This is a genomic window from Prauserella flavalba (assembly GCF_003202235.1).
GTDB lineage: Bacteria > Actinomycetota > Actinomycetes > Mycobacteriales > Pseudonocardiaceae > Prauserella_A > Prauserella_A flavalba.
On the sequence record NZ_MASU01000005.1, the window covers coordinates 357,716 to 374,906 of the forward strand.

The window sequence follows — 17,191 nt, forward strand, 5'->3', positions numbered from 1 at the left end:
TAATCCACCATGCCGAGGAGGACCGTCCTTGGCCATGAGCGAAGCCCGAGCGGTGGCCGCGATCGTCGGCCCCGGCAACATCGGCACCGACCTGCTCGCGAAGCTACGGCGCAGCGAGCGGATCGACGTGCGGTACATGGTCGGCATCGACCCGGCGTCGGAGGGACTCACGCGCGCCGAGGCGGAGGGCGTGCGCACCTCGGCCGAGGGGGTCGACTGGCTGCTGGCGCAGGACGAGCGGCCCGACCTCGTCTTCGAGGCGACGTCGGCGAAGGCCCACCTGGCGAGCGCTCCGCGCTACGCCGAGGCCGGAATACAGGCCATCGACCTCACCCCCGCCGCCGTCGGCCCGTTCACGTGCCCCGTCGTGAACCTGCCCGAGCAGCTCGACGCCCCCAACCTCAACATGATCACGTGCGGTGGCCAGGCGACGATCCCCATCGTGCACGCGGTCTCGTCGGTGGCCCCAGTGTCCTACGCCGAGATCGTCGCGTCGGTCTCGTCGCGCTCGGCGGGCCCCGGCACCCGCGCCAACATCGACGAGTTCACCGAGACCACGGCACACGGCATCGAGCAGGTCGGCGGTGCCGCCAAGGGCAAGGCGATCATCATCATCAACCCGGTGGAGCCTCCGATGATCATGCGGGACACCGTGTTCTGCGCGATCGACCCCGACGCCGACCGCGACGCGATCACCGAGTCGATCCACCGCAGGGTCGGCGAGGTGCAGGCCTACGTCCCCGGCTACACCCTCAAGGCCGACCCGCAGTTCGACGACCCCCGGCCCGGCTGGAACGGCAAGGCCAGGGTCGCGGTGTTCCTGGAGGTGGCCGGCAACGGCGACTACCTGCCGACGTACGCGGGCAACCTCGACATCATGACCGCCGCGGCCGCGAGGGTCGGCGAGCTGCTCGCCGGGCGGGTCATCGAGAACAAGGCGGTGAGCGCATGAACGAGCGGGTCCGGCTCGTCGACACGACGCTGCGCGACGGCAGCCACGCGATGGCCCACCAGTTCACCGAGCGGAACGTGCGCGACACGGTGCGGGCGCTCGACGACGCGGGGATCTCGCTCATCGAGGTCACCCACGGCGACGGACTCGGCGGGTCGACGTTCAACTACGGCTTCTCGCTCGTCGACGAGCGCGAGCTGATCGCCGCGGCCGCCGACGAGGCCAAACAGGCGAAGATCGCCGTGCTGCTCCTGCCGGGGCTCGGCACGGTCACCGACATGAAGGCCGCCGCGGACCTCGGCGCCGGAGCGGTGCGCATCGCGACCCACTGCACCGAGGCCGACGTCTCGATCCAGCACTTCACCGAGGCGCGCGGGCTCGGGCTGGAGACCGTGGGCTTCCTGATGCTCGCCCACATGTCCGAGCCGGAGGCGCTCGCGAAGCAGGCCCGCATCATGGTCGACGCGGGCTGCCAGTGCGTGTACGTCGTGGACTCGGCCGGTGCGCTGATCCTGGAGGACGCCTCCGACCGCGTCGCGGCGCTCGTCGCCGAGGTCGGCGACCAGGCCCAGGTCGGCTACCACGGCCACCAGAACCTCAGCTTCGGCGTCGCCAACTCGGTGCTCGCCTACCGCGCGGGCGCCCGGCAGATCGACGGCTCGCTGCTCGCGCTCGGCGCGGGGGCGGGGAACTCGCCGACCGAGGTGCTGGCGGCGACGTTCGAACGGCTCGGCGTCGAGACTGGCGTGGACAAGGACGTGCTGATGGACGCCGCCGAGAACGTGGTGAAGCCCTACATCACGCGCCTGCCGGTGATGGACCGCTCGTCGATCGTCCAGGGCTTCGCGGGCGTGTACTCCAGTTTCCTGCTGCACGCCGAACGCGCCGCGGAGCGCTATGGCGTACCCGCGCACGAGATCCTGTATCGGGTGGGGGAGCGCCGTTACGTCGGCGGCCAGGAGGACATGATCATCGGCATCGCGCTGGAGCTCGCCGAGGAGAAGAAAAGCGCGTGATCAGCTGTGCAACGCGTTGGCGCCGAGCACGAGCCGCACGCAGTGGGCGATCAGGCGCTCGCGGCTGACGTCGAGGCCGCCACCGAGGTAGGCGGTGAACAGGTTGGCGAGGCCGCCGACGAGGGCGGTCGCGGTCATGGCGCGGTCGCCCTCGTCGGTCTTGTCGGACAGCTGCTCGCGCACGAGCTCGGCGAACATCGGGATGCGCTCGGTGCCGCGCCGGTTGAGTGCGGGGTCGGCGAGCGGGGCGAGCAACAGCACCCGGCCCTTGCGCGGGTCGTCGAGGATGAGGGTGACGAACGCGGTGACGGCGGCCTCGGCCCTGGCCCCGGCACCCTTGCCCGCGGTGTCGACGGCCTCCACCAGCGCCCGGTGGGCGTCCTCGACCACGCCCTCGTACACGGCGAGGATCAGCTCGTCGCGGTCGGCGAAGTTCTCGTAGAAGTACCGCTCGGTGAGCTTCGACTGCCGGCACACGGCCCGCACGCTCACCGCGCCGCTGCCCCCGGAGCCGAGCAGGTCGAGCCCGGCGTCGAGCAGCTGGCGGCGCCGCATGGCCCTGCGGTCGGTCAGCGTGGTGCCCGCCCACGTGCGGCCCTCGACGGTCATCGTGTCGCCCCTCAATTGACTACGAACGTTGTCAATCCTAACCTGACAACACACGTAGTCACTTGGGAGTGTGACATGACACAGGTCGAGCCACTGGGCCCCGACTCACTGACCTGGCGGATCTTCGGCGACTGGCGGGGACTGCTCATCGCGTTGTGGGCGGGCTCCATGCAGAACATGCACCCCGAACTGGGGGCCGGTGTGGAGGAGCACTCGCAGTTCTTCAACGAGCGCTGGGAGCGGCTGTTCCGCTCGCTCTACCCGATCGGCGGCGTGATCTACGACGGCGACCGGGCGCACCGCACGGCGCTGGAGGTGCGCGGCTACCACGACACGATCAAGGGCACCGACAAACACGGCCGCCGCTACCACGCGCTGAACCCGGGCACGTTCTACTGGGCCCACGCCACGTTCTTCGTCAGCACCCTGCTGATCGCCGAGAACTTCATGGGCGGGCTCACCGAGCGGCAGAAGCGGACGCTGTTCGACGAGCACGTGCGCTGGTACCGGATGTACGACATGTCGATGCGCCCGGTGCCGAAGACGTGGGAGGAGTTCTGCGAGTACTGGGACCACATGTGCCGCGAGGTGCTCGAGGACAACAAGGCCACCCGCGACGTGCTGGACATCGAGGAGATCGCCAAGCCCGCCGCACTGCCCTGGCTGCCCGACGCGCTGTGGCGCCTCGTGCGCGGGCCCGCGATGCGCGGCTTCGTGTGGCTCACCGTGGGCATGTACGACGAGCCGGTCCGCGAGAAGCTCGGCTACACCTGGAGCGCCCGCGACCAGCGGCTGCACCGCCTGGTGGGCAAGGCGATCGGCGTCGCGTTCCGGTTCGTGCCGTTCGAGCGCCGCTACCACCCGCGCGCCCGCGCCGGCTGGCGCCGCGCGCTGGGCAAGGACCCCGCGAACACCCCGCTGGTGGAGACACCGGCGCGTAACCTACCGCCTGTCGGGGAGCGCGACTCGCCGACGCACTACTCGCCGGCCTGACTGTCGAAGGAGACACCGTGAAACTGGGCTACCACATCGGGTACTGGTCCTCGGGTCCGCCGGAGGGCGCGCTGGAGGCGATCCGCGCGGCCGAGGAGCTGGGCTTCGACTCGGTGTGGACGGCCGAGGGGTACGGCTCCGACGCGCTGACCCCGCTCGCGTGGTGGGGCGCCTCGACGTCCCGCGTCACGCTCGGCACCAACATCGTGCAGATGTCGGCGCGCACGCCGACGGCCACCGCGATGGCGGCCATGACCCTCGACCACCTCAGCGGCGGCCGGTTCGTGCTCGGCCTCGGCGCGTCCGGACCGCAGGTGGTGGAGGGCTGGTACGGCCAGCCGTACCCCCGGCCGCTGGCCCGCACCCGCGAGTACGTGGACATCGTCCGCAAGGTGGTCGCGCGCGAGGAGCCGGTGACCCACAGCGGCAGGCAGTACCAGCTGCCGCTCCCGGGCGGCACCGGTCTCGGCAAGCCGCTCAAGTCGACCGTGCACCCGCTGCGCAAGCACATCCCGATCTACCTCGCGGCCGAGGGGCCGAAGAACGTGGCGCTGTCGGCGGAGATCTGCGACGGCTGGCTCCCGTTGTTCTTCGCGCCGCGCACCGACGGCTTCTACCGTGCCGCGCTGGAGGAGGGCTTCGCCCGCCGCGCCGAGCCGGCCAAGGACTTCGAGGTGGCCGCGTCGGTGCCGGTGATCGTGCACGACGACGTGGAAGAGGCGGCGAACCTGATCAAACCCGCGCTGGCCCTCTACATCGGCGGCATGGGCGCGAAGGACGTCAACTTCCACCACGACGTGTTCGCGCGCATGGGCTACGAGGAGGTGGCCGACAAGGTCCAGGACCTCTACCTCGGCGGGCACAAGGCGGAGGCGACCGCGGCGATCCCCACGAGGCTCGTGGAGGACACGGCCCTGATCGGCCCGCCGGCGAAGATCCGCGACGAGCTGGCGGCGTGGGAGGAGTCGGTGGTGACCACGCTGCTCGTGCGCGGCGACGCGGCGACCCTGCGCACGGTGGCCGACGTGCTGTCCTGAACGTGGCCCGCCTCGCCGGCGGGCTCGGGAGGGTGGAACGATTCCCTCACCTGATCAGCTGGCGAGGAGGACCATGTCGGCACTGGGGACGAGAACCCGTCTCGGTTACTCGCTCGGCTCGTTCGTCACCGGTGCCTTCGGCACGGTGCCCGGGCTGCTGTTGCTGCCCTACCTGACCGACACGATGGCCGTGCCCGCCGCCGCGGCGGGTGCCATCGTGCTGCTGCCCAAGGCGTGGGACGTGCTGTTCAACCCCGTCGCCGGCCGGATCTCCGACGCGGGCCTCGCCAGGCGCGGCAACAGGCGGCGTTCGCTGCTGTGGGGCGGGCTGGTGCTGGCGGTGTTCTTCGCGGCGCTGTTCGCCCACCCCGGCTTCGACAGCGTCGGTCTCGACTCCGCCTACGTCGTGCTGATGTTCTTCGTGTGCGCCACGGCGTTCGCGTTCTTCCAGGTGCCGTTCAACGCGCTGCCCGCCGAGCTGACCGAGGGCTACCACGAGCGCACCCGGATCACCACGTGGCGCATCGGCGTGCTGGCGCTGGCGATCCTCGTCTCCGGCGCCGTGGCTCCGGCGATCGCCGAGTCGGTCGGCGGCGTGAACGGCTACCGCGTGATGGGCGTGTTCGTGGCCGTGCTGATCGTCCTGGGCACGCTGTCGGTGTTCTTCGGCATCAAGGGTGCCCCGGCGGGCAAGCTGCTGCAGCCGAGCCCGACGTGGCGCGAGCTGTTCGCCACGATGAAGGCGTGGAAGCCCTTCCGCTGGCTGCTGAGTGTCTACTTCGTCCAGTCGCTGGGGGTGGCGACGCTGCTGGCGGGGGTGAGCTACGTGGCGCGGTACGTGCTGGGCGACGCGGGCCTGCAGTCGATGCTGTTCGCCGGGTTCGTCGGCCCCGCGCTGCTCGTGATGCCGCTGTGGGACCGGCTCGGCCGCTCCGGCGGGAAGCTGATGGGTTTCCGCGTCGCCACGGCGGCGTTCGCGGTGGCGTTGCTGGGCCTGGTGTTCGCCCAGTCGCTGCCGACGGCGGTGGTGTTCGTCTTCGTCGCGCTCGCCGGGGTCGGCTACGCGGGCATCCAGGTGTTCCCGCTGGCGATCCTGCCGGACCTCATCTCGGCGGAGGAGGAGCGCACCGGCGCCACCCGTGCCGGGGTGACCGCGGGCGTGTGGACGGCCGCCGAGACGCTCGGCCTCGCCCTCGGCCCCGGCCTGTTCGGCCTCGTGCTGGCCGCGGGCGGCTATCTGTCCAGTGTGGACTCCTCGGCCGCGCAGCCGGACAGCGCGATCACCGCGATCACCGTCGGCTTCTCGGCGCTGCCCGCCGTGCTGATCCTGCTCGGCATCCCGCTGCTGCGGCGCAGTGTGCTGGAGACCCCCCGCCGTCCTGCGGAGGCCGGGGCATGAGCGCCGGGGACGTGCTCGCCGAGCTGGCGGCGCTGCGTGAGGGCGACCTGCCCACCCACGGCGGGCGCACACTGGCCTACGTCTACGACAGCGGCCTGGCCGGGCTCGACGAGCTGGGTGCGCGGGCCCACGCGCTCGCGTCGTCGGCCAACGGCCTCGACCCCACGGCGTTCCCGAGCCTGCTGCGCATGGAGAACGACCTCGTCGCGTCGGCGGCGGCGCTGGTCGGCGGCACGCCGGACACCGTCGGCTCGGTGACGTCGGGCGGGACGGAGTCGTGCCTGCTCGCCGTGCTCGCCGCGCGTGAGGGCCGCCGCGACGTCGCGGAGCCGAAGATGGTGTTGCCCACCACGGTGCACGCCGCGTTCCACAAGGCCGCGCATCTGTTCGGCGTGCGCGCGGTGGACGTGCCCGTCGACCCGGTGACGTTCCGCGCGGACCCGGCGGCGATGGCGGCGGCCATCGACGAGAACACGGTGCTGGTGGTGGCGAGCGCGCCGTCCTACGCCCACGGCGTGGTGGATCCCGTCGCCGAGATCGCGAGGGCCGCGTCGGCGAGGGGCGTGCGCGTGCACGTCGACGCGTGCATCGGCGGCTGGGTCCTGCCGTACCTGCGGCGCGCCGGTGCGGCCGTCCCGCCCTTCGACTTCACGGTCCCCGGTGTCACGAGCATCTCCGTGGACCTGCACAAGTACGCCTACTGTCCCAAGGGTGTCTCGGTACTGTTGCACGCCGACGCGGGCCTGCGCCGGGGTCACTACTTCGCGAGCGCCGGCTGGCCCGGGTACACGATGCTCAACACCACGCTGCAGTCGACGCGCTCGGGCGGCCCGCTCGCCGCGGCGTGGGCCGTGGTGCGCCACGTCGGCGACGCCGGGTACGAGCGGCTCGCCCGCGACACGCTGGCCGCCGTCACGGAGATCCGTGCGGGCGTGGAGAAGGTCGACGGCCTGCGCGTGCTGGGTTCCCCTGACTCGACGCTGCTCGCGCTGGCTCTCGAAGGGGAACCGGGGTTCGACCTGTTCACCGTGGCCGACGAGATGAAGGAGCGCGGCTGGTACGTGCAGCCCCAGTTCGCGCACGGCGCCTCGCCGGTGAACCTGCACCTGACGATCACGGCGGCCAACCGGGGCGGCGAGGCGGCGTTCGTCGCCGACCTCGCCGCCTCGGTCGCCGCCGCGCGCGAGGCGGGCCCCGTGGTGGTGGGCGCGGAGCTGGAGCAGCTGATCGCCGCGCTCGACCCCGACCGGCTGACCCCCGAGCAGTTCGAGGGACTGCTCGCCGGGGCGGGGCTCGCCGGCGGGGCCGGGCTGCCCGGGCGGATGGCGCCGATCAACGCGCTGCTCGCCGTCGCGCCCGCGCGGCTGCGGGAACGCCTCTTGCTGGAGTTCCTCGGCCTGCTCTACCGTCCGCCGTCGCGGTAGCCGACGCCGATCAGCGAGCTGCCGTCGAGCGTGTCGATCCCGGCCTCGCGCAGGCCGTCGAGGAACCGGCGCCGCACGCGCTCCAGCGCCTCGGGGCCGAGGCCTTCCACGAACCCGCGCATCGCGGCGCCGAGGTAGAACGTCCAGGCGTCGTCGGGATGCAGCGGCTGGACGTACCGCACCTGGTGCACGGTGACGTCGCGCAGTCCGAGCGAGGACAGCCACGCGGTGAGCTTCTCCGGGGTGTCCACCCGCTCTGCCGCGTTCGGCCTGCCCGCCTGTCCCGCGAGTTCCGGGCGTTCGGGCAGCGCGGCGTCGCGGCCCACCGGGACGATCCTCGCCATGCCGTCGGCGAGCCACGTGCTGACCGCGAACCGACCGCCCGGCCGCAGTCTGCCCACCAGTGTGCGCGCGCCCTCGTCCATGTCGGGGAAGAAGAACACGCCGTACGCCGACTGCACCACGTCGTAGGGCCCGCCGTCGCGGGTGAGCACGTCGGCGGTCTCGAAACGGGCCTGGGCCAGTCCGAGCGCCTCCGCTTCCCGGGCGCCGCGCGCGACGAGCCGCTCGGCCAGGTCCACGGCGTGCACGACACCGGAGGCGCCGACGGCGCGGGCTGCGGGGATCGCGGAGGCACCCGCGCCGCAGCACGCGTCGAGCACTCGCTCACCGGGCGCGGGCCGCGACACCGCCGTCAGCAGCTCGCCCAGCGGTTGCCACAACCGCGCGGACCACAGGGCGAACTCGTCGTGCGCGGCGCTGAAGACGTCGCCGACGCCTCCGGCGCTCATCGGCCGAACCGCTGGAAGTGCTTGACGAGCCTGCACGGCACGAGCATCCGCTCGCCGTCGACCGTGATGGGCACCAGGTCGGGCGGCGTGGCCTTCCACTGGGCGCGGCGCGAACGGGTGTTGCTGCGCGACATCTTGCGCTTGGGAACGGCCATCAGCGCCCGCCCTTCCGCGTGCCGTAGCGGCGGTGGAACTTCTCGACCTGGCCCGCGGTGTCCATGATACGGCGCGTGCCGGTCCAGAACGGGTGCGACCACGCGCTCACGTCGACGAGCACGAGCGGGTAGGTGTTGCCGTCGCTCCACTCGATGGTGCGCTCCGACGTGACGGTGGAGCGGGTGAGGAAGGCGTCGCCGGTGGCGGAGTCCTTGAACACCACGGGGTGGTAGTCGGGATGGATGCCGGGTTTCACGGTGTGTCGTCCTTTCCGGAGGGTGCGCCGACATCGAAGACATCGAAGCGGTCGGGCGCGGGGTCGGTGTCCTCGCACGGTTCCTCGTGCCAGGAGCCGAACGGGTCGGGGTAGCGGGCCCAGGCCTGCCTGCCCTCGGCGAGCTCGGCGTCGGTGAGCAGAGCCGCGCGCAGGGCGGCCTCGATCTCGGCGGGCTCGGCCAGGTGGGTCACGATCACGAGCTCCTGCGCGCGGTCGCCCCACACGGGGTCCCAGCGCAGCGAGGCGAGTGTGCGCCGCTCGGCGGAGACGTCCTCCCACGCGGGGCCGTCGGCCGAGTCGAGCCACGGCCCGGCGTGGCCGATGCCGAGGCCGCCACCGGCCGACTCCACCCAGAAGGCCACGTCCGGCTGGCTCGCCACCCACGCGCGGCCGCGCGTGCGCACGACGCCGTCGAGCAGCAGGTCGATCGCCTCGTGCAGGCGTTGCGGGTGGAACGGCCGCTGTGCGGTGAACGTCAGCACGCTCACGCCGCAGTCGGCGTGCAGCGGCGGTTCGCCGGACAGCAGCGCGCCGTGCGGGTCGGCGGGCTCGCCCCTGCGGGCGTGCGGTGGTACGGCGGCGAGCAGTGTCGCGGTGTCCACACCGGACAGTTCGAGCAGGGGCGCGGACGGTGCGACGCGTTCGAGGACGGCACCGGTCTTGGCGGCGGTCCACGCGTCGGGCGCGCTGCCGGCGAACACGAGCACGTCGGCGAACTCCACCTGAGCCAGGGCCACCTGGGCGAGGGTGCGCTCGTCGTCGGGGGCGCCGCGCAGGCCGCGCTCCTCCAGCGTGTCGTCGCCGGTCGCGTCGGCGAGCCAGCTCGCCGCGTCGACCACGGTCACCACGGCCTCCACCTCCACGTCCTCGATGACCGGGCGGTCGCCGACGAGCACGTGGTGCAGCTCCCAGCACACGCGCTCGGGCTCCATCGCCTCGTCGAGGCGCACGACGATCCGCTCCACGGCGGGCGTCGCGGCGAGCCCGCGCAGCAGGGGCAGCAGGTCGTGCCGGAGCGTGCAGGACACGCAGCCGTGGTCGAGCTCGAGCGTCACCAGCTGGTCGCGAGGGCCGGCCTGCAGGCGCCGGTGGACGATCCCCGCGCCGATGTTGCGGAGGTCGTAGTGGACGACCGTCGTGCCGCGGCCGGCCGCGCGGAACCTCTCGGCGAGGTGCGCGACGGGCCCGGGGGAGAGGCCGCTGATCAGGACGAGGGGCACACGGTGCTTGTCGGTCACGTCGTGTACTGTAAATGAAAACGGTTATCAATATCAAAGAGGGAGGGTGTGTGTCCGCGATCTGCCAGGTCACCGGCCGCAAACCGGGGTTCGGCAAACAGGTCTCGCACTCCCACCGCCGCACGTCGCGGCGCTGGGACGTCAACGTGCAGACACGCAGGTACTGGGTGCCGAGCGAGAACCGCTGGGTGCGCCTGCGCGTGTCGGTGAAGGGCATGAAGACGATCGACAAGCGCGGGATCGACGCCGTGGTCGCCGAGCTGCGCGCGAAGGGGGTCAGGCTCTGACATGGCCCGCAACGACGTCCGGCCGATCATCAAGCTCCGGTCCACCGCCGGCACCGGCTACACCTACGTGACCAGGAAGAACCGCCGCAACGACCCCGACCGCATGGTGCTGCGCAAGTACGACCCGCGCGCCCGCCGCCACGTCGAGTTCCGCGAGGAGCGCTGATGGCCAAGAAATCGAAGATCGCCCGCAACGAGCAGCGCAAGACGATCGCCGCGCGGTACGCGGAGCGCCGTGCGGAGCTGAAGGCCGTGATCCGCTCGCCGCGGTCCACAGCGGAGGAGAAGGCGGCCGCCGTGTCGGCGCTGCAGGCGATGCCCCGCGACGCGAGCCGCACGCGGATCCGCAACCGCGACACCGTGGACGGCCGCCCGCGCGGCTACTTCCGCGCGTTCGGCCTCTCCCGGATCCGGCTGCGGGAGCTGGCACACCGGGGCGAGCTGCCCGGCGTGAGCAAGTCGAGCTGGTGAGGAGGATCGTGGCGAAGACCGACCGGGTGCGTCCCGGCAAGCGCAAGCGGAACCTGCTGCGGGCCGAGCGCGTGGAGTACGTCGACTGGAAGGATGTCGACCTCCTGCGCAAGTTCATCTCCGACCGGGGCAAGATCCGCGCCCGCCGGGTCACGGGCGTCACCCCGCAGGAACAGAAGCAGGTCGCCACGGCGATCAAGAACGCCCGCGAGATGGCCCTGCTGCCCTACCCCGCGTCGAAGCGCGCCTGACCGACAGCCCCCAAGGCCACCTTTGTTGCTCCCACCCGTCTCCCGCCACCACCCAAACGGAGACGCTGCGCGCCGCGGTGCTCGATCCACGCAACAAAGGTGGCCTTGGGGGCAGGTCTGCCAGCCTTGTGATGCTGGCCGCACCCCGCCGTGACAGCGGTGCCGTCGCAGGTCCGGGCGGTGCGCGGCGCCGGGACCGTGACCGGTGCCCGAGCCCGCCCGCGCGACCCAGGTCCCCACGGGAAAGGCCTGGTCAAAAGCAGTGCGGTCGCGGAGGGGGCGATCGGCGCCCCCTGGCCGCGGCGGCACCGCGGGACGTCGCAACCCTGACCGCGCGCCCGCGAACGCCGGACGGCATGCTTGCACGCATGGCGGACGAGCAGCACTACCTGGTCGGGCTTGACCTCGCGGGACGCCGCGTGGTCGTGATCGGCGGCGGCACGGTCGCGCAGCGACGGCTGCCGAGGCTGACCAGAGCCGGTGCCGTGGTGGAGCTGATCTCGCCCGAGACCACCCCGTCCGTGAGCGCGATGGCCGACGCCGGGGAGCTCACCTGGCACCGGCGGGCCTACCGCGAGGGCGACCTGAAGGACGCCTGGTACGCGCTCGCGCTCACCGACGATCCCGATGTCAACGCCGCCGTGTGCGCGGAGGCCGAGCGCTCCCGGGTGTTCTGCGTGCGCGCCGACAACGGCATCGAGGGCAGCGCCGTCACCCCCGCCGCGGGGGAGCACGACGGGCTGCTGCTGGGTGTGCTCTCCGGCGGCAACCCGCGCCGCTCCGCCGCCGTGCGCGACAACGTGCTCGACGCCCTGCGCGCGCGGACCGTCGCCGACCCCGGCGAGGACGTCGAGCGGGAACAGGCCGGGGTCGCCCTGGTCGGCGGAGGGCCCGGCGACCCCGAGCTGATCACCGTCCGCGGCCGCCGCCTGCTGGCCAGGGCCGACGTGGTGGTGGTCGACCGGCTCGCGCCCCGTGAGCTGCTCGACGAGCTGGCCCCGCACGTCGAGGTGATCGACGCCGCGAAGATCCCCTACGGCCGCGCCGCCAGCCAGGACGTGATCAACAAGGCGCTCGTGGACAACGCCAGGGCCGGCAAGTTCGTGGTGCGCCTCAAGGGTGGTGACCCCTACGTCTTCGGCCGCGGCTTCGAGGAGGTGCTCGCGTGCGCCGAGGCGGGGGTGCCCGTCACGGTCGTCCCCGGCATCACCAGCGCCTTCGCCGTGCCCGCCGTCGCCGACGTCCCCGTGACCCACCGCGGGGTGGCCCACGAGGTGGTGGTCGTCTCCGGCCACGTGCCGCCGGGACACGAGCAGTCGCTGGTCGACTGGGACGCGCTGGGGCGGATGCGCGGCACCGTCGTGCTCATGATGGGCGTGGAGCGGATCGAGCAGTTCGCCGACGCGCTCGTGAAGGCGGGCCGCCCCGCCGATACCCCGGTCGCGATGATCCAGGACGGCACGATGCGTTCCCAGAAGGTCGTGCGCTCGACGCTCAAGGAGATCGCGGTGGACGCCGGGGCGGCGGGGATCAAGCCGCCCGCCGTCACCGTGATCGGGCCGGTCGCCGAGGTCGGCGCCCCGGTTCAGCGCTCGTAGCGCTCGCGGACGAACCCGGTGATCCGCTCGGTCAGCCGCGCCGGGTCGATACGGAGCTCCACCGGGCTGCGGGCCTGGACGAACTCGGCGTCCGGCAGGTCGGCCGCGAGCGTGTCGGCGTCGCCGAAAGGGTGGATCGGATCGCGCTGGTGGCCGATCACCAGCGTCGGCACGCGGATCTCCCCGCGCACCGACCTGGGTGGCGCGATCCGGCCGAAGAACACGCCGTGCAGCAGCGCGGCCATCGCCGCCGGGCGCTGGTCGAGCGTGTCGGTGACGACGTCGACCCACTGGCTGCCGTGCGGGACGCGGCGGGCGAGCGCCCCCACCACCCGCACCGTGACCGGCAGGAACCGCGCGGCGAACAGCAGCGGGCCGAACGTGAGCAGCCCGGCGACGATCGCGTTGTCCAGCACCGGCATCTCGACGATCAGCCCCTGCACGCGCTCGGGCGCCTCGACGGCGACCTCCAGCGCGACGTTCGCGCCCAGTGACGTCCCGCCGACCACCGCCCGCTCGATGCCGAGGTGGTCCAGCAGCGCCACCGTCTGCTCCGCGAACGCGGGCATCGAGTACAGCCACGAGTCGGCCGGCCGGTCGGAGTCGCCGTGCCCGAGCAGGTCGAGCGTCACCACGCGAAAGCCCTCGGCGGCGAGCTTGCGGGCGAGCGGCGCGTGCATGCGGCGGCTGAACATGATGCCGTGCGTCAGCACCACGACGTCGGGGCCCGAGCCGTACTCGGTGTAGGCGAGGCGGTGTCGGTCGGGACCGCCGAACTCGAAGGAGCCCACCAGTTCCAGCGGCCGGGGCGAGCGCCGGCGCGGGGCGGGGAGCGGCTCGTCGAGTGCCGTGACGCTGCTCATGGGCTCAGGCTAACGCGACTGGCCGCCCCGGCACGGCGTGCGTCAGGATGACAGCCATGACCGATCCCGCCGCAACCGCCGAAAACCTGCAGAACCTGGCGTCGCTCAAGGTGGAGCGCGCCGGGCACGTCGCGGAGGTGACGCTGCTCGGCCCTTCGAAGGGCAACGCCATGGGCCCCGACTTCTGGCGGGAGCTGCCGCTGGTCTTCCGGTCGCTCGACGACGACCCCGACGTCAGGGCGATCGTGCTGACCGGCAGCGGCGCGCACTTCTCCTACGGGCTCGACCTGCCCGCGATGCTGCCCGGCTGGTCCGAGTACCTCGCGGGCGACGCGCAGGCGGGGCCGAGGACCAAGTTCCTCGCCGAGATCCGCAGGCTCCAGGAGTCCGTCGGCGCCGTCGCGGCCACCCGCAAGCCCGTGATCGCCGCGGTGTCCGGCTGGTGCATCGGCGGCGGGGTGGACGTGATCGCCGCGGCCGACATCCGGCTGGCCAGCGCCGACGCGAAGTTCAGCGTCCGCGAGGTCAAGGTCGCGATCGTCGCCGACCTCGGCAGCCTCCAGCGGCTCGCCGGGATCATCGGCGAGGGACACCTGCGCGAGCTCGCGTTCACCGGCCGCGACATCGACGCCGCCCGCGCCGAGAAGATCGGCCTCGTCAACGACGTCTACCCGGACCAGGACGCCGTGCTGGCCGCGGCCAGGGAGCTCGCCAACGAGATCGCCGCAAACCCTCCGCTGGTGGTACAGGGGGTGAAGGACGTACTGTCCGTCAGCACCGAACAGCGGGTCGAGGCCGGGCTGCGGTACGTCTCGGCCTGGAACGCCGCGTTCCTGCCCAGCAAGGACCTCGGCGAGGCGGTACAAGCATTCATGGAACGGCGGGCCCCTCAGTTCCGGGGCGAGTGAGAGAGGGAGATCGTGGGCAACGACGCTGCGACGGCGCATCAGCGGTTCCGCGAGGCGCGGGACTACCTCATCGCGCACCGCGAGGACTACGACACCGCGTACGCGAACTTCGCGTGGCCGGAGTTCACCGAGTTCAACTGGGCGCTCGACTGGTTCGACCGGGTCGCCGCCGACCCCGCGAACGCCGAGCGCTACGCCTTGTGGATCGTCGAGGAGGACGGCACCGAGGGCCGCTGGACCTACCCGGAGCTGGCGCGGCGGTCCAACCAGGTCGCCAACTGGCTGCGCGCGCGGGGCGTGCGCCGCGGTGACCGGCTCATTCTCATGCTGGGCAACCAGGTCGAGCTGTGGGAGACGATCCTCGCGGCGATCAAGCTCGGCGCCGTGATCATCCCCGCGTCGACGCTGCTCGGCCCTGCCGACCTGCGTGACCGCGTCGACCGCGGCGCCGCCCGGCACGTCGTGATCCGCGCCGCCGACGCGGAGAAGTTCGCCGACGTCGCCGGTGACTACACGCGGATCGCGGTGGGGGAGCCCGTCGACGGCGCCGCCGGCTGGTTGTCGTTCGCCGACGCCTACTCCGCCGACGGCGAGTTCACGCCCGACGGGCCGACCGCGGCGACCGACCCGCTGCTGCTGTACTTCACCTCCGGCACCACGGCGCAGCCGAAGCTCGTGCAGCACACGCAGGTGTCCTACCCGGTGGGCCATCTGTCCACGATGTACTGGATCGGTCTCGAACCGGGCGACGTGCACCTCAACATCTCGTCGCCGGGCTGGGCGAAACACGCGTGGAGCAACGTGTTCGCGCCGTGGAACGCCGAGGCGACCGTGTTCCTCTACAACTACACGCGTTTCGATGCGAACGCGCTCATGGCGCAGCTGGACCGCTGCGGCATCACGAGCTTCTGCGCGCCGCCCACCGTGTGGCGCATGCTGATCCAGGCCGACCTGACCGCGCTGCGCACGCCGCCCGTCAAGGTGGTCGGCGCGGGGGAGCCGCTCAACCCCGAGGTGATCGAGCAGGTCCGCAAGGCGTGGGGCGTGACCATCCGCGACGGCTTCGGGCAGACCGAGACGAGCGTGCAGATCGCCAACACGCCCGGGCAGGAGGTCAAGCCGGGCTCGATGGGCCGCGCGGTGCCGGGATTCTCGGTGGTGCTGGTCGATCCGGTCACCGGCGAGCGGGCCGACGAGGGTGAGATCTGCCTCGACCTCTCGCACAGGCCCGCCGGGCTCATGGTGGGCTACGCCGACGACGAGGAGCGCACCGCGACCGCGTTCGAGGGCGGCTACTACCGCACCGGCGACGTGGGCTCGATCGACGAGCGCGGCTACATCACCTACGTCGGGCGCACCGACGACGTGTTCAAGGCGAGCGACTACCGGATCTCGCCCTTCGAGCTGGAGAGCGTGCTGCTGGAGCACGACGCCGTCGCCGAGGCCGCCGTGGTGCCCTCGCCGGACCCGATCAGGCTCGCGGTGCCCAAGGCCTACGTCGTGCTCGCGGCCGGCCACGAGCCGGATGCCACGACAGCGGAGAGCATCCTGGCTTTCTGCCGCGAGCACCTGGCTCCGTACAAGCGAATCCGCAGGCTCCAGTTCGCCGAGCTGCCCAAGACGATCTCGGGCAAGATCCGGCGCGTCGAGCTGCGTGGCAAGGAGGACGCGACCGGGCAGGAGCGGCCCGAGGGCGAGTTCCGCGAGGAGGACTTCCCGGGCCTCAAGGGCTAAACGCTACTCAGCGTGACGACTCACTGCTCCTCTAGGATCCACTGTAGACAATCGATGACCTGCGGCTCCCGGCCGGGTTCGCATCGGCCGGGTGACGTTTCGCCTTACCGGGTAACGAATCAGCCGCAGGTGCCGATGTAGCGGGTGAGTGACGAACCGGCGGGTTTGCACCACGGGACCCGCCGGTTACCCCCGGCACGTCACGAGGGATCCGACCACAGAGAGCGATGAGTACCGAGAACGAGAACGGGACCCAGATCCCGGCCAGGACAGCCACGACGACCAGGACGGCCACGACCTCGACCGAGCGGGCCGGCTCCCCGCCGACCACGCCGTGCACGGTCGTGTGGAGCCACGGCCGTCCCTACGTGCTCGAGAGCGGGCCGGGCAGGCCGCGCTGGATGGGCACCGACGACCACGGCAGGCCGCAGGCGCTGACCAGGGAGGACCTGCGCCGCCGGGGGTGGAGCTACCGGCGGCACACCTGAGCACGCCGGACCGCTGAGCCGATACGGTTGACCGCGTGACCGAGTCGGCGAGACCCCGCGAGCACGCGGACATGCCGCAGACGGCCCCCGAGCCGTCGCTGGCAAGGCAGGCGCTCACCCTGCCGAACATCCTGTCGATCCTCCGGCTCGCCGGCGTGCCGGTGTTCCTGTGGCTGCTCCTCGGGCCGGAGGAGGACGGCTGGGCGCTGCTCGTGCTGGTCTTCGGTGCCCTCACCGACTGGCTCGACGGCAAGCTCGCCCGGTGGCTGGACCAGACGAGCAGGCTCGGCCAGCTGCTCGACCCCGCCGCCGACCGGCTCTACATCGTCGCCACGCTCGTGGCGTTCCTCGTCCGCGACATCATCCCGTGGTGGTTCGTCGCGGCGCTCGTCGCCAGGGAACTGATCGTCGGCGTCGCGCTGGTCGTCCTGCGCCGCAACGGTTTCGCGCCGCCCGAGGTCACCTACGTCGGCAAGGGCGCCACCTTCTGCCTGATGTACGCGCTGCCGTTGCTGCTCCTCATCCAGGGCGACTCGCTCACCGCCGGGATCCTGCGGCCCATCGCCTACGCCTTCACCATCTGGGGCGGCCTGCTCTACCTGTGGTCCGGCGCGCTCTACGTCGTGCAGACCGTCAAGGCCGTGTCCGGCCGCCCCGCCGGGCACCCCGGGTGACGGACTGCCGTGCTTTTCGCGATGC

At 72.1% G+C, this 17,191-nt stretch carries 21 protein-coding genes; 15 read left to right on the top strand and 6 right to left on the bottom strand.

Annotated features, from left to right (window positions below; all coding sequences use genetic code 11):
• Positions 1–34 precede the first annotated feature (34 nt).
• Positions 35–952 carry an acetaldehyde dehydrogenase (acetylating) gene (locus tag BA062_RS09005; RefSeq protein ID WP_110335608.1) on the top strand — a complete coding sequence of 306 codons (918 nt, stop codon included), beginning with the start codon at positions 35–37 and terminating at the stop codon, positions 950–952.
• Positions 949–1,968, top strand: coding sequence for a 4-hydroxy-2-oxovalerate aldolase (dmpG, locus tag BA062_RS09010; protein WP_110335609.1), 1,020 nt, complete (start codon positions 949–951; stop codon positions 1,966–1,968). Before BA062_RS09005 ends, dmpG begins: the two co-directional genes overlap by 4 nt.
• On the opposite strand, the gene BA062_RS09015 is transcribed toward dmpG, so the two are convergent.
• Entirely contained in the window at positions 1,969–2,577 is a 609-nt protein-coding gene (locus tag BA062_RS09015; protein ID WP_110335610.1) for a TetR/AcrR family transcriptional regulator, read from the bottom strand. It lies immediately after the preceding gene.
• Between the two features lie 75 nt (positions 2,578–2,652).
• Here BA062_RS09015 and BA062_RS09020 point away from each other — a divergent pair, with 75 nt between their 5' ends.
• The 4 genes from BA062_RS09020 to BA062_RS09035 all read left to right on the top strand — a co-directional run bounded on the left by BA062_RS09020 (position 2,653) and on the right by BA062_RS09035 (position 7,430).
• Positions 2,653–3,570 carry an oxygenase MpaB family protein gene (locus BA062_RS09020; protein ID WP_110335611.1) on the top strand — a complete coding sequence of 306 codons (918 nt, stop codon included), beginning with the start codon at positions 2,653–2,655 and terminating at the stop codon, positions 3,568–3,570.
• A 17-nt stretch (positions 3,571–3,587) separates the two neighbouring features.
• The gene (locus tag BA062_RS09025; protein ID WP_110335612.1) at positions 3,588–4,607 is read left to right on the top strand and encodes an LLM class F420-dependent oxidoreductase; all 1,020 of its coding nucleotides are present in this window, start codon (positions 3,588–3,590) and stop codon (positions 4,605–4,607) included.
• A gap of 73 nt (positions 4,608–4,680) precedes the next feature.
• On the top strand, positions 4,681–6,006 hold the full coding sequence (locus tag BA062_RS09030; protein ID WP_110335613.1) for an MFS transporter: 1,326 nt from the start codon (positions 4,681–4,683) through the stop codon (positions 6,004–6,006).
• A complete protein-coding gene (locus BA062_RS09035; protein WP_110335614.1) occupies positions 6,003–7,430 on the top strand; it encodes a pyridoxal phosphate-dependent decarboxylase family protein in 1,428 nt (475 codons plus the stop codon). Before BA062_RS09030 ends, BA062_RS09035 begins: the two co-directional genes overlap by 4 nt.
• On the opposite strand, the gene BA062_RS09040 is transcribed toward BA062_RS09035, so the two are convergent.
• From BA062_RS09040 to mrf, 4 genes are read right to left on the bottom strand one after another with little or no spacing between them, the layout of a single operon-like run.
• Positions 7,409–8,221: a class I SAM-dependent methyltransferase gene (locus BA062_RS09040; RefSeq protein ID WP_110335615.1), complete on the bottom strand. Its 813-nt coding sequence runs from the start codon at positions 8,219–8,221 to the stop codon at positions 7,409–7,411. The two genes, BA062_RS09035 and BA062_RS09040, sit on opposite strands and share 22 nt — an antisense overlap.
• Positions 8,218–8,376, bottom strand: coding sequence for a 50S ribosomal protein L32 (gene rpmF, locus BA062_RS09045; protein ID WP_110335616.1), 159 nt, complete (start codon positions 8,374–8,376; stop codon positions 8,218–8,220). The genes BA062_RS09040 and rpmF overlap by 4 nt, the downstream gene beginning before the upstream one ends.
• Complete coding sequence (locus BA062_RS09050) at positions 8,376–8,633, bottom strand: type B 50S ribosomal protein L31 (protein WP_110335617.1); 258 nt, start codon at positions 8,631–8,633, stop codon at positions 8,376–8,378. Before BA062_RS09050 ends, rpmF begins: the two co-directional genes overlap by 1 nt.
• Positions 8,630–9,892, bottom strand: a complete 1,263-nt coding sequence (gene mrf, locus BA062_RS09055; RefSeq protein WP_110335618.1) for a ribosome hibernation factor-recruiting GTPase MRF — start codon at positions 9,890–9,892, stop codon at positions 8,630–8,632. The genes BA062_RS09050 and mrf overlap by 4 nt, the downstream gene beginning before the upstream one ends.
• A gap of 50 nt (positions 9,893–9,942) precedes the next feature.
• Here mrf and rpmB point away from each other — a divergent pair, with 50 nt between their 5' ends.
• The 5 genes from rpmB to cobA all read left to right on the top strand — a co-directional run bounded on the left by rpmB (position 9,943) and on the right by cobA (position 12,499).
• Positions 9,943–10,179, top strand: a complete 237-nt coding sequence (rpmB, locus tag BA062_RS09060; protein WP_110335619.1) for a 50S ribosomal protein L28 — start codon at positions 9,943–9,945, stop codon at positions 10,177–10,179.
• Between the two features lies 1 nt (position 10,180).
• Positions 10,181–10,345 (top strand): 50S ribosomal protein L33, encoded by a 165-nt coding sequence (rpmG, locus tag BA062_RS09065; RefSeq protein WP_110335620.1) that lies wholly within the window; start codon positions 10,181–10,183, stop codon positions 10,343–10,345.
• The gene (gene rpsN / locus BA062_RS09070) at positions 10,345–10,650 is read left to right on the top strand and encodes a 30S ribosomal protein S14 (protein WP_110335621.1); all 306 of its coding nucleotides are present in this window, start codon (positions 10,345–10,347) and stop codon (positions 10,648–10,650) included. Before rpmG ends, rpsN begins: the two co-directional genes overlap by 1 nt.
• Before the next feature lie 8 nt (positions 10,651–10,658).
• Complete coding sequence (rpsR, locus tag BA062_RS09075; protein ID WP_110337127.1) at positions 10,659–10,901, top strand: 30S ribosomal protein S18; 243 nt, start codon at positions 10,659–10,661, stop codon at positions 10,899–10,901.
• A gap of 368 nt (positions 10,902–11,269) precedes the next feature.
• Positions 11,270–12,499 carry a uroporphyrinogen-III C-methyltransferase gene (cobA, locus tag BA062_RS09080; protein ID WP_110335622.1) on the top strand — a complete coding sequence of 410 codons (1,230 nt, stop codon included), beginning with the start codon at positions 11,270–11,272 and terminating at the stop codon, positions 12,497–12,499.
• Here the strand turns inward: cobA and BA062_RS09085 are convergent.
• Positions 12,487–13,362 (bottom strand): alpha/beta fold hydrolase, encoded by an 876-nt coding sequence (locus BA062_RS09085; protein WP_110335623.1) that lies wholly within the window; start codon positions 13,360–13,362, stop codon positions 12,487–12,489. The genes cobA and BA062_RS09085 overlap by 13 nt on opposite strands.
• Before the next feature lie 56 nt (positions 13,363–13,418).
• Here BA062_RS09085 and BA062_RS09090 point away from each other — a divergent pair, with 56 nt between their 5' ends.
• From BA062_RS09090 to clsA, 4 genes are all read left to right on the top strand, one after another.
• Entirely contained in the window at positions 13,419–14,270 is an 852-nt protein-coding gene (locus BA062_RS09090; protein WP_110335624.1) for a crotonase/enoyl-CoA hydratase family protein, read from the top strand.
• Positions 14,271–14,282: 12 nt separating this feature from the next.
• Positions 14,283–16,004 (top strand): AMP-binding protein, encoded by a 1,722-nt coding sequence (locus tag BA062_RS09095; protein WP_110335625.1) that lies wholly within the window; start codon positions 14,283–14,285, stop codon positions 16,002–16,004.
• Positions 16,005–16,231: 227 nt separating this feature from the next.
• On the top strand, positions 16,232–16,492 hold the full coding sequence (locus tag BA062_RS09100) for a hypothetical protein (protein ID WP_210406808.1): 261 nt from the start codon (positions 16,232–16,234) through the stop codon (positions 16,490–16,492).
• 71 nt (positions 16,493–16,563) lie between these two features.
• On the top strand, positions 16,564–17,166 hold the full coding sequence (clsA, locus tag BA062_RS09105; RefSeq protein ID WP_110337131.1) for a cardiolipin synthase ClsA: 603 nt from the start codon (positions 16,564–16,566) through the stop codon (positions 17,164–17,166).
• Positions 17,167–17,191: the final 25 nt, after the last annotated feature.

Excerpts from the sequence above, each read along its gene's own strand:
- cobA (WP_110335622.1), top strand. The coding sequence starts at position 11,270 with ATGGCGGACGAGCAGCACTACCTGGTCGGGCTTGACCTCGCGGGACGC.
- clsA (WP_110337131.1), top strand. The coding sequence starts at position 16,564 with ATGCCGCAGACGGCCCCCGAGCCGTCGCTGGCAAGGCAGGCGCTCACC.
- dmpG (WP_110335609.1), top strand. The coding sequence starts at position 949 with ATGAACGAGCGGGTCCGGCTCGTCGACACGACGCTGCGCGACGGCAGC.
- rpsN (WP_110335621.1), top strand. The coding sequence starts at position 10,345 with ATGGCCAAGAAATCGAAGATCGCCCGCAACGAGCAGCGCAAGACGATC.
- BA062_RS09035 (WP_110335614.1), top strand. The coding sequence starts at position 6,003 with ATGAGCGCCGGGGACGTGCTCGCCGAGCTGGCGGCGCTGCGTGAGGGC.
- BA062_RS09030 (WP_110335613.1), top strand. The coding sequence starts at position 4,681 with ATGTCGGCACTGGGGACGAGAACCCGTCTCGGTTACTCGCTCGGCTCG.
- BA062_RS09020 (WP_110335611.1), top strand. The coding sequence starts at position 2,653 with ATGACACAGGTCGAGCCACTGGGCCCCGACTCACTGACCTGGCGGATC.
- rpmG (WP_110335620.1), top strand. The coding sequence starts at position 10,181 with ATGGCCCGCAACGACGTCCGGCCGATCATCAAGCTCCGGTCCACCGCC.
- BA062_RS09100 (WP_210406808.1), top strand. The coding sequence starts at position 16,232 with ATGAGTACCGAGAACGAGAACGGGACCCAGATCCCGGCCAGGACAGCC.
- rpmF (WP_110335616.1), bottom strand. The coding sequence starts at position 8,376 with ATGGCCGTTCCCAAGCGCAAGATGTCGCGCAGCAACACCCGTTCGCGC.
- BA062_RS09040 (WP_110335615.1), bottom strand. The coding sequence starts at position 8,221 with ATGAGCGCCGGAGGCGTCGGCGACGTCTTCAGCGCCGCGCACGACGAG.
- BA062_RS09015 (WP_110335610.1), bottom strand. The coding sequence starts at position 2,577 with ATGACCGTCGAGGGCCGCACGTGGGCGGGCACCACGCTGACCGACCGC.
- BA062_RS09090 (WP_110335624.1), top strand. The coding sequence starts at position 13,419 with ATGACCGATCCCGCCGCAACCGCCGAAAACCTGCAGAACCTGGCGTCG.
- BA062_RS09005 (WP_110335608.1), top strand. The coding sequence starts at position 35 with ATGAGCGAAGCCCGAGCGGTGGCCGCGATCGTCGGCCCCGGCAACATC.
- BA062_RS09085 (WP_110335623.1), bottom strand. The coding sequence starts at position 13,362 with ATGAGCAGCGTCACGGCACTCGACGAGCCGCTCCCCGCCCCGCGCCGG.